Here is a 9,341-nt window from a genome sequence, read left to right as displayed (position 1 = left end):
AGACAGGACACTCCGAACGACACAAATGCGGTTGTCGAGGCGGTAGCTTACCGGAACCGTTCTTCCGGCCTATCTATCAGTTTGGTTGATCCCTTTCACGACATGGAAAGCCGGCGAGCATCGTTGTCGGGCTATTTCCGCGGTGCCCTGCAAGCCCTGATGCCCGCAAAGATCCGATAATACCGCTGAATGTCGTGATGCCGCGATCTGATCGACGACCGTGCCGCGTTACAACGTAGGCTGGATTGCGACTCCCAGGACCACCCATAAGGAGCGTTTCCTGGCGTTAATAAACCTTGTAATATTTTGTGATCGCCGCCATTCGAGTTCTCCACAGTCGCGTCCCATTGACCATCTGCGGTTGCTAGAATCCCCCAGGGGAATGCCTTAAGCAGCCGTGAGCAAGAAGCAAGTCTTCTGCTCTGACGAACGCACAGCTTTAAGCACGGGCGCAAAAATGCCGCTGTTTTTTTTCGATATCCGGGACGGCAAATCCCATTCTCCCGATACAGAGGGCACCCACTACGTTGGTGCGCTCGAGGCCCGGGTAGACGCGGTTAAAATGCTGGTCGCCATGGCACAGGACGAAGTTCAGGGCGGGTTACAAAGCAACCTTTCGGTGACTGTTTCTGACGAAAGTCGTCGGCCCGTTATGGAAGCAAATATCGATTGCAGCATAAAAGTCTTTTGACAAATTCCCGATAGCCCTGGACCTAGTTGGCTCCGTCGGGATGCAGCAAGCTTTGTGCAGCTGTCCTGGCCGCACTTGACTTACGGCAGCGGCTTCTGATCACTTTTATACCCCGAGACCACGTAAGCGGAGAAGGCCGCACGATGCTGCTGCACCTCCTCGATACAGCCACGCAAGCTTCGAATGCACATTGCCGGCAGCCCTTCTACTCGTTCGCAAGCGACCGCCGCGGTACTGTCGCACGCTCGATCGCGACGACCGTCCCTTATTCGACTTCGCTGCCGATATTGCACAGGACGGGGGCCTGGCACATCGCCAGGAACCTTTGCCACCGCGAAGCCAATTCGGCGGAACTGGATTACAGGACGTTGACGGTGGCGTGGCCCGGCGCCGGAACGCTTCGTTCCAAGGCGGCTACGCCGCGCCGAGCACGGGCTCTCGTGGCGCAAACAACTGCAAGTGCGATGAAGAAGAGGATGCCTGGATCAGCGCTGCCACCCGACACCGACATTGCAATTATGCTTGCAAGGGCAGCATTCCTGACGCTCGTCACGATTGCATCTGTCTCTGCATCCACCCGTTCCCGAACCGCGCCCAGGCCTCTGGTCACGACATAGAGCAGGGCCACTACCATCAGCGATCCAAACAGACCCAACTGCGACAGGACAGCGATCGGCCAACTCGATGCCCTTGAACTGCCGAAACCAACGCCCAGTCCGCTCGTATCGAGAAACGACTGCAGGCTCTTTACATTCCAATAAGTGCGCTCATGGCCTGACCCGGAATCCGCTTTGTTAATGATGGTGCTGTTGATCAGTCTGACGAACGGGTCCAACGCCTCGGCTTTGTAAAGACTAATGCCCAGTACGGCGGTCCCGCCCACCACCATGAGAGCTATTATCAGTATCTCTTCGCGCGCAACTTTTCCCCTGATGACCGACTGTAGCATGGACAACGCAACGGGGATGCATAGCAGTGTCAGCCCGACGTAAGCCGTCGATGAAGTCGACAGAATGGACAAGAAGAGCAGGATTCCGGCCAGCCATTTCGCAAGCGGTGATTTGGTCTTTCTCCAGTAGCTGTAGCAGAATGCCAGGCAGGCGAGAGAAACGCTGGCGAACGAAGAGGCCTCCGAAAAAGGCCCGGTGATCCGCACAAAGCCTGCCTCGACCGCGTTCGATATAATCGCGTAGTTGGCGGTTCTGATCGGGGCCAGAAAGTCTCCCGCCCCCGCGGTCTTGCCAATGAAATCGATCAGCCCCATTCCCGCGTGCAGGCCGCACCACAAAAAGAAGCCGCGCCTGATTTGATCGATCCGGTTGGAGTGCAGCAGCAGGGCGCAAAGTGCTATCGCGGCGAGGCCACCAAGAATAAAGTAGCCCGTCTGCGAAATGTTGGCTGAAACGGGCGCCAATGAATCTTCTACGACTGTTCCACGGTTCTTGGACTGCACGAATACGGTCGTCTGTCCCGCAAAGAACCTCGGAAACAGCCATGATCCGATGATTGCGTAAAGCATAAGGCTTGTAAGGAACCAGATCGACCCGATGCTTCCGAACACGAATCCAAGATCAAACCAGATACGCCGTCTCGCGGCGACGGCCGTGACGAGCAGGCCCGCGAATAAGGTGTAGATCAAGGGGGATGAGCCACCCAGAAAGCTCAGGGTCATCACGGCCGTCGCACCGAAAGCCTGGGAAGCGATCAAGCCAATGATCAGCATTCCCCTTGAATAGTACGCAACAAGCAAAATAGCCGCGCATACTAGCAGTCCCGGCAAAGACACCTGCATGCCGATCGAGTTCCCGGTGAGCGGATACAGCAAGCTGTCCGATGGCCAATCTTTCGGCAGGTGAGTATCCCCCGCAAGAGAGTCAAAGGGGGTAGCCTTCACCCGCGAAGGGAGGTAGCGGACGCGCTCGTCTCCATCGCCCTTGCCCTTGATGGTGAAGGCAGTGGCCGGCGCAAAATGCGATCCTGGGCTGAATGGCCGCATCTATGTCGGCACTAAGAAATGCGCGTGACGGACCGAAGGCTGGCAACGGGCGGGTTGTCTAGAATCCACCATAAGGAGGAGAGGCGATATGACACCCACGATGTATATCGCATGTTCGGACCCAAGCAGGGTCAGGCAATTCAAGGAAATCTACGAGTGCGCCACTGTGAAAGCCAAGTACCCTGACAGCCATATTGCCAGCAAAGCTGTCGAAAGACTGATCGACGCGCTGGAAGCCGAGATCCAGAATGCCGGATCCGTTCTGGATATGTGTTTGCTGACGGAGGATGGTCCTCAGGTGGCCACCTCAGCCCGAGCCTTCGCAACGCGTATCTGTGTCGGCACAAGCGCGGCGCGGCCGCCCTGGCTTCGCGTTTCCCGGTAGGCGTCGGGATTTCGTGGCTCAAAAATTTACCGAAAATTAACTTATGTTAGCGCCCGCTTGTGAATAGCCCATAAGCTACTCACGCTGTTCTGGCTGGGAATGAGGAACAGCGGGTGCACCAGGTTGGACAATTCCAGCCAGGCTCTCAGAACGGGTGGGCATTACTATACTTTCTGAAGAAACTGGCGAGTGAGGGGCTAATTGCCGCCTCAGGGCGAATTTTGTTGGGAAAAGGGTGGGTTAGAGTATGAGTTCCACAGTAGAACTGCATAAATACACTTCGGTAGAGCCGGCAGGAATTCCGTCCGGCGGAAAAGCAACGGTCCATGAACAAGTAGGCAGAGAATGCCTCCTCATCTTGGACGGAAGGGCGCTAGATCGCGAATGTCTGGCATCGGCCTTGGAAGACCACGAACTCGGCATGGCCGTCGAGGCCAAGGGTTCGATAGACGAATGGCGCGTGAAAGAGGGGATGATCCTTGCAGCCATTCTTTTCAACCTGGGCGGCCGGAAAGTCACCGACCATGGCATAGCGGATCAGATCAGGCGCATTTCGTCCGAGTTCAGGTCGGTGCCTGTGGTGATCTTGGCCGACACAGAAGACCTTGCACAGATACTGGCGGCTCTCGAATGTGGCGCACGTGGCTACATTCCGACCTCTGTCGGGATCGACGTCTGTGTCGAGGCGATCAATCTTGCGGTGGCAGGAGGCATTTTCGTTCCTGCAAGTAGTGTCCTGTCCATGCGGCACCTGATAGATTCAGGCAGCCTTGAAACACCTTTGACAGGCATGTTCACGCTCAGACAGGCTGAGGTCGCCCAGGCGCTCCGACGCGGCAAGGCGAACAAGATCATCGCCTATGAGCTGAACCTGAGAGAAAGCACCGTGAAGGTGCACATCCGCAACATCATGAAAAAGCTTAAGGCGACCAACCGGACGGAAGTCGCTTACAAGGTCAACGATCTCTTCGCCGAAGGATCTCTGGCTGTGGAGTGACGAAGCAAATGAGACGCTAACTTTGGTTAAATCGTGCGGGCCGTTTTGCTCTCGCGTAGCGTCTGATCTGGGGGATGATTGCTGCACAATTGAGGGACCTCCGTCCCGCTGGACACCCGTGGTGGACGCCCCGCATATAGCCAGCTCCCATATGTCCTGTTCCTAAAGACTAACCATTGCGAGGCGTCCAAAGCACTCCTGCCTCACTGTCCAGCAACCAGCCGGAAGTGACACTTCGTCAATGGCGAGGACCAGGTTGCTGCTCTCTCGTGGAACTGGTCGTGCCGTCCTGGGGGACCAATCCTTGCGACAGCGACCCCGGAGGGCTATCGCTACAATATTTTGACCTTCCTAAGCGTGAAGGCCTCCGCAAAGTGCTCGGGTGCCCGGCATTCCATTCCACGCAACCGCGCAAGCCCGGCGAATGTCTCCCGATCGAACCAGTCCTTTGAGCGCTGTGTCCCGAAGTGCTCGTGAAGGAGTTGGATCTTGCGTTCCAGCACGTGGGCTGCAATCGGCACATACGCATTGGGTTGGCAAAGATCGCCGTCCCATTTCGGAATCTCGTATTCGAGCACAAGGTGATCGCGGAAAACGTTCCAGGTCAGTTGGTTGACCTCCCTATGGTCCTGATGGGCGTCGAACCTGGCATGGGTTAATATCACGTCGGGATGAACCCTTGATCTTACGTCCATCAGCCAATGCTTTATCGATCGGCTGTGAACTGGGAAATAGCCGTCTTCAAAATCCGCAACGTCGATCGTGGACGAATGGGATCCTTCGAGGAAGGCTTCGGCCGAAGCCCTGGCTTCGGCCGACCGCTGGCCGCCGGCGCTTAAGACGCACCAGTAGACGTGAAGTTTGACCTCCGACGCGATCAGACTGAGGATTGTGCCTCCCGCGCCGATCTCAATGTCGTCGGAATGGGCCCCGACGCACAGAATCGAGAGTTCCTCGCCGCCACGCGCGAGACCAAGCCCCTTCATGATGCGGCCATCCCCATACTACGCCTATTCTTCTCGGCGGTGGCTATCATACTCCAGGGCATGTCGCCCTTTTCGACCATGTCTTCGAGTGATTGCCAATCGCGCAGCGTGTCCATTGAACGCCAGAAACCCTCGTGCTTGTACGCCATCAGCATGTTGTCATCGATCAGACGCTTGAACGGCTCGACAACGAGTTCCTCGCCGTCGCGCATGTAGTTGAAAATTTCCGGACGGAATATAAAGTAGCCGCCATTGATCCAGATCTCCGATGTCTCGGCCGCACGAAACTCGCGCACGCGGCCATCTTCCGCGATGTCGGCCAAATGGTAAGTCAGCGGCGCGTGCACTGCCAGAAAGCAGCCGATCTTGCCGCTGGCCTCGAATTTTCTGATCATGTCGTCCAAGTCGACATCGGTCAGGCCGTCGGAATAGTTGGCCAGGAACATCTTCTCGTTCCTGACGTGATCCTGCGCAGCCCACAGGCGCTCTCCAATGCTGCGCCAAATACCGGTATCGAGCAGAGTGATGCTCCAGTCCTTGATTGTGTCGCCGAGGAGCTTGACGTCCTGGCCTCCTCGCGTAACCACGCAATCGGAAAACGTTTGCGGCCGGGTGTTCAAGAAAAAGTCTTTGATCACGTTGGCCTTGTAGCCCAGACACAACACGAACTCGTCATGCCCATAGTCACTGTACCATTGCATGACATGGCGCAGGATCGGCTGGTGGCCGAGCGGTATCATCGGCTTTGGGATGCTTTCGGAATAGTCGCGAATGCGGGTCCCGCGACCGCCACAGAAAAGAATGACTTTCATTTCTCGTACTCCGACGGATCGATTACGGTCACGAAAGGAATCGGCACTACGAATTTCGCGTTCCAAGCGGCGACATGGCGCATCTGCTGAATGATCTCGTCCTTCAGATTCCACGGAAGGATGAGGATGTAGTCTGGCTTAGCCTCGTCGATTTCGTCGACGGGCTTGATCGGGATGTGCATTCCAGGTGTATAACGCCCGTGCTTGTACGGGTTGCGGTCCACTGTGAAATCCAGGAAGTCGGTGCCGATGGCGCAGTAGTTCAGCAGCGTGTTTCCCTTGCCAGGCGCGCCGTAACCGCAAATCGTCTTGCCCTCTTCCTTGGCCGAAATCAGGAATGCCAAGAGATCACGCTTCGCGCGCTGCGCCTTGTAGCCGAAAGAGGCGTAGGTCGACATCTCTCCAAGCCCATGCCTGGTTTCGCGCTCGAGCAATTGGGCGATGCTGTCCTTCCTCGGCCAGGCACTGCCTTCGTGGCAGAGATAGACCCGCAGCGACCCACCGTGGGTGGGAAGTTCCTCGACATCGATCAGCCGCAGCCCGTGACGGGCCGCCATCAGGTCGACCGTCAACAGTGAGAAATACGAAAAATGCTCGTGGTAGATGGTGTCGAACTGGTTCTCCGCCATCAGCCGCTCGATGTGTGGGAATTCGAGAGTGACCATGCCCTCCGGTTTGAGCAGGATCGCCACCCCGGCGACGAAGTCGTTGAGGTCTGGCACCTGCGCCAGGACGTTGTTGCCAATGATGAGGTCCGCGCGAAGTCCTTCGCCCACCATTTGATTTGCCAGCCGGACGCCGAAGAAGTCGACCCAGGTGGCCACCCCCTTCTCGATCGCGGCGCGCGCGACATTGGCTGCCGGCTCGACGCCCAACACAGGAACGCCGAGTGGCAGAAAATGCTGCAGCAAGTAACCGTCATTACTTGCGAGTTCCACCGCAAGGCTGTCAGGGCCAAGCCCAAGGCGTCGTGTGATCGTCTCGCAATAAAGTTTCGAATGAGCCACCCAGCTGGTCGAGAACGAAGAGAAGTAGGCGTATTCGCTGAAGATGGTCTCTGGGCTCATATACTCCTTGAGCTGCACCAGATAGCACGTGTCGCAGACAAGCACGTTGAGCGGGTAGTAAGGTTCCATCTGGTCGAGCTGGTCGGGCTGCAGGAACCTCTCGCACGGCGGCGACATGCCAAGATCGACCAGGGTGTGGCGCAGGCGCGACCCGCAGAGCCTGCAGCCGACATTCCGGCTTGCCGCACTATGATCGCGGACGATTTCGACTGCCTGAATGTTCATTCCCCCTGCTCCTGTCTGCTGGTTAGAAAACGGAGACGCGGTGCGCTACGCAGAACCGATGCCTGCCGCGCCTCCGCAGGCAGATGGCCACAGGTTAGGATACAGCCCCCCCTGGTTCGATTTGCCAATCCGTCGGGTGCCTTAATCCTAATAGCGAGCGGGCGGCGGCAATGCCGGCGCGAGGCCCGCCGAACGGGTAAAGCCGTCATCCGGATATACCGCTATCGAAGAGGCCACCTAAGGCTTAGGTAGCCCTTCCAGCGTCGGCTGGCGACGCTGACAATTGCCGCGCCGGTCTTGCTCGGCACGGGGGATCCAAGTGCATGCTGTTTACCGAAACGGAGCTTCAAGGTGTCTGGCTGATCGAGCCTACACTGATGGTTGACGACCGTGGTTTTTTCACCCGTCTTTTCTGCGAAAAGGAGATGGCGGATTGCGGTCTGGCGACCCGATTTGTCCAGCACAGCCGGTCCTGTTCGGTCCAAAAGGGAACTCTCAGGGGGCTACACTACCAAGAGGAGCCTTACGCCGAGGTCAAGCTGGTCTCCTGTGTCCGCGGCGCTATTTTTGATGTCGTCGTGGACCTGCGCCCGAATTCACCGACACGCTACAAGTGGCTTGGCTTCGAGCTGACATCCGAGAACATGAAGCAGGTCTATATCCCCGCCGGATTCGCGCACGGCCTGCAGACCCTTACGGACGGCACCGAGGTCTCTTATCTCATATCGCAGTTCTATGCGCCCCACGCGTCGACGGGCGTCCTCTACAATGACCCGGCCTTTTCGATCCGCTGGCCATTGATGCCGACAGCAATGTCGGAAAGGGACAAGTCCTGGCCCCTTGTCAGACGGCGAACCGGCGCCTCGGCCTCATGAGGCTGCTGCCAAAAGACCATGTCCCGATAACAGTCTGGCGGCGGCGGCGAGTTCCTTGAACGGCAGGTTCGAACGCTCCGCCATGCTCAGAAGCGAATGCTGCCCGTCGGCAAGGTTTAGCACCCAAAGCAGCGACATCGACGTTGCGCCCGACGACTTCTGCCCTCCCAGGGCTGCATAGAGGCCGCGCTTGCCGAGTTGCGGTTCGCCTTTAGGCAAGAGGTTCAACGGCGTCCAGTCCTCTTCGATGATGTCGATTACGTCCGTCAGGATGCGGAAGGAATCCTCGAGATGCTCCGGCCTGATGAAGTCAAGATTGTCGGCCGACGTGTGGTATTCGGGGAATGTGCCGTGGACGCTCCGCTGGAACATGCCGACCGGAAGATCGAAGCCCGGCGAGCAATATTGCCTCTCGTCATAACCGTAAGGGGAGAAATCCAGCATCTTTGCCCCAGCTAGACGCCCGAGCACGTGTGCCATGGCGCGATCGACGAGCGCGTCACCGCGGCGGCTGCGCTTGTATGCCGGGCTTCCTGCGTCACCAACGCATGACAGCACCAGACCATGGTCGATGAGACATGTCCGGTCCTCGTTGCGCGACAGCCACGCGAGCGCGCCGATGGTGCCCGGGGCGAACAGGAAGCGATAGCTGTATCGTGTTTCCCTTGCCTTCAGGCTTCTTGCGAGCGCTGCCAGCAGGGCCAGGCCCGAACAGTTGTCGTTGGCGAGTGAGGGATGGCAAATGTGCGCCGAAAGCAGGAATTCCCGTTCTGTTTGCCCGCGGTGCAGGTATTCTCCGTAGGCGAGGCTGCCGTCTTTGAATTCGGCATCGATCTCCACCCGATAGAGACCGTCGGGCATGTTGGCCACACGGTCATGGGCTGCGCAGAAGCCCCATGTCGGGGTGTAATAGGAAGTGCGGTAGGGAATCACCTTCGGTTGTTCCGGCAGCGTATGGATATGCGGCCTCAATTCTTCGAGCGGCAGTATCCCCTTGAAGGGTACGCTGTAGTTGACGATGTGCAGGTTGGAGTCAGCGAAATCCACGACCGTTTGTCCGTCCGGGCCTGTGATGCTTGCCGAGCGGATGTTCCATTCCTTGGGAATGGTCCAATCGAAAACCTGTGTCCCGGTCGGCACTTCATGCCGTTCCAAATCGATGTGCCCCGACAAGACGTCCAGCGTTTGTCGCACACCATCTCCGGTGATGCTCCTGCAGATCGGAAACAGACGTTCGGCCAAGGCATAGATTTCCTGGCCGAGGCTGACGGACGCTGGCGGCGAGCCGAGTCCGCCGGGATTCACCT

At 57.7% G+C, this 9,341-nt stretch carries 9 protein-coding genes; 4 read left to right on the top strand and 5 right to left on the bottom strand.

Annotated features, from left to right (window positions below; translation table 11 throughout):
- Nucleotides 1-180 (top strand): hypothetical protein (locus EN943_RS37945; protein WP_206522739.1); only part of this gene is annotated, 180 nt, incomplete at its 5' end.
- Nucleotides 181-397: 217 nt separating this feature from the next.
- A complete protein-coding gene (locus EN943_RS08985) occupies nt 398-691 on the top strand; it encodes a hypothetical protein (protein ID WP_127218776.1) in 294 nt (97 codons plus the stop codon).
- A gap of 358 nt (nt 692-1,049) precedes the next feature.
- Here the strand turns inward: EN943_RS08985 and EN943_RS08980 are convergent, their stop codons facing one another.
- Nucleotides 1,050-2,687 carry a hypothetical protein gene (locus EN943_RS08980; protein ID WP_245475652.1) on the bottom strand — a complete coding sequence of 546 codons (1,638 nt, stop codon included), beginning with the start codon at nt 2,685-2,687 and terminating at the stop codon, nt 1,050-1,052.
- A 683-nt stretch (nt 2,688-3,370) separates the two neighbouring features.
- On the opposite strand from EN943_RS08980, the gene EN943_RS08975 reads away from it, so the two are divergent.
- Nucleotides 3,371-4,069 carry a response regulator transcription factor gene (locus tag EN943_RS08975; RefSeq protein ID WP_244507031.1) on the top strand — a complete coding sequence of 233 codons (699 nt, stop codon included), beginning with the start codon at nt 3,371-3,373 and terminating at the stop codon, nt 4,067-4,069.
- A gap of 332 nt (nt 4,070-4,401) precedes the next feature.
- Here EN943_RS08975 and EN943_RS08970 read toward each other — a convergent pair whose 3' ends face one another.
- From EN943_RS08970 to EN943_RS08960, 3 genes are read right to left on the bottom strand one after another with little or no spacing between them, the layout of a single operon-like run.
- Nucleotides 4,402-5,055 (bottom strand): PIG-L deacetylase family protein, encoded by a 654-nt coding sequence (locus tag EN943_RS08970; protein WP_024505401.1) that lies wholly within the window; start codon nt 5,053-5,055, stop codon nt 4,402-4,404.
- The gene (locus EN943_RS08965; protein WP_127412303.1) at nt 5,052-5,867 is read right to left on the bottom strand and encodes a sugar phosphate nucleotidyltransferase; all 816 of its coding nucleotides are present in this window, start codon (nt 5,865-5,867) and stop codon (nt 5,052-5,054) included. Before EN943_RS08965 ends, EN943_RS08970 begins: the two co-directional genes overlap by 4 nt.
- Nucleotides 5,864-7,159 (bottom strand): class I SAM-dependent methyltransferase, encoded by a 1,296-nt coding sequence (locus tag EN943_RS08960; RefSeq protein ID WP_063170846.1) that lies wholly within the window; start codon nt 7,157-7,159, stop codon nt 5,864-5,866. Before EN943_RS08960 ends, EN943_RS08965 begins: the two co-directional genes overlap by 4 nt.
- Before the next feature lie 323 nt (nt 7,160-7,482).
- Between EN943_RS08960 and rfbC the strand changes: the two genes are divergently transcribed.
- Nucleotides 7,483-8,034, top strand: a complete 552-nt coding sequence (gene rfbC, locus EN943_RS08955; RefSeq protein WP_024505404.1) for a dTDP-4-dehydrorhamnose 3,5-epimerase — start codon at nt 7,483-7,485, stop codon at nt 8,032-8,034.
- Here rfbC and EN943_RS08950 read toward each other — a convergent pair.
- Nucleotides 8,029-9,339, bottom strand: coding sequence for a DUF4910 domain-containing protein (locus EN943_RS08950; protein WP_064994814.1), 1,311 nt, complete (start codon nt 9,337-9,339; stop codon nt 8,029-8,031). The genes rfbC and EN943_RS08950 overlap by 6 nt on opposite strands.
- Nucleotides 9,340-9,341: the final 2 nt, after the last annotated feature.

Source organism: Mesorhizobium sp. M7A.F.Ca.US.006.01.1.1 (assembly GCF_003997935.1).
Lineage (GTDB): Bacteria > Pseudomonadota > Alphaproteobacteria > Rhizobiales > Rhizobiaceae > Mesorhizobium.
Note: the sequence above shows the minus strand (reverse complement) of the source record. Positions and strands in the feature narration are given on the sequence as shown.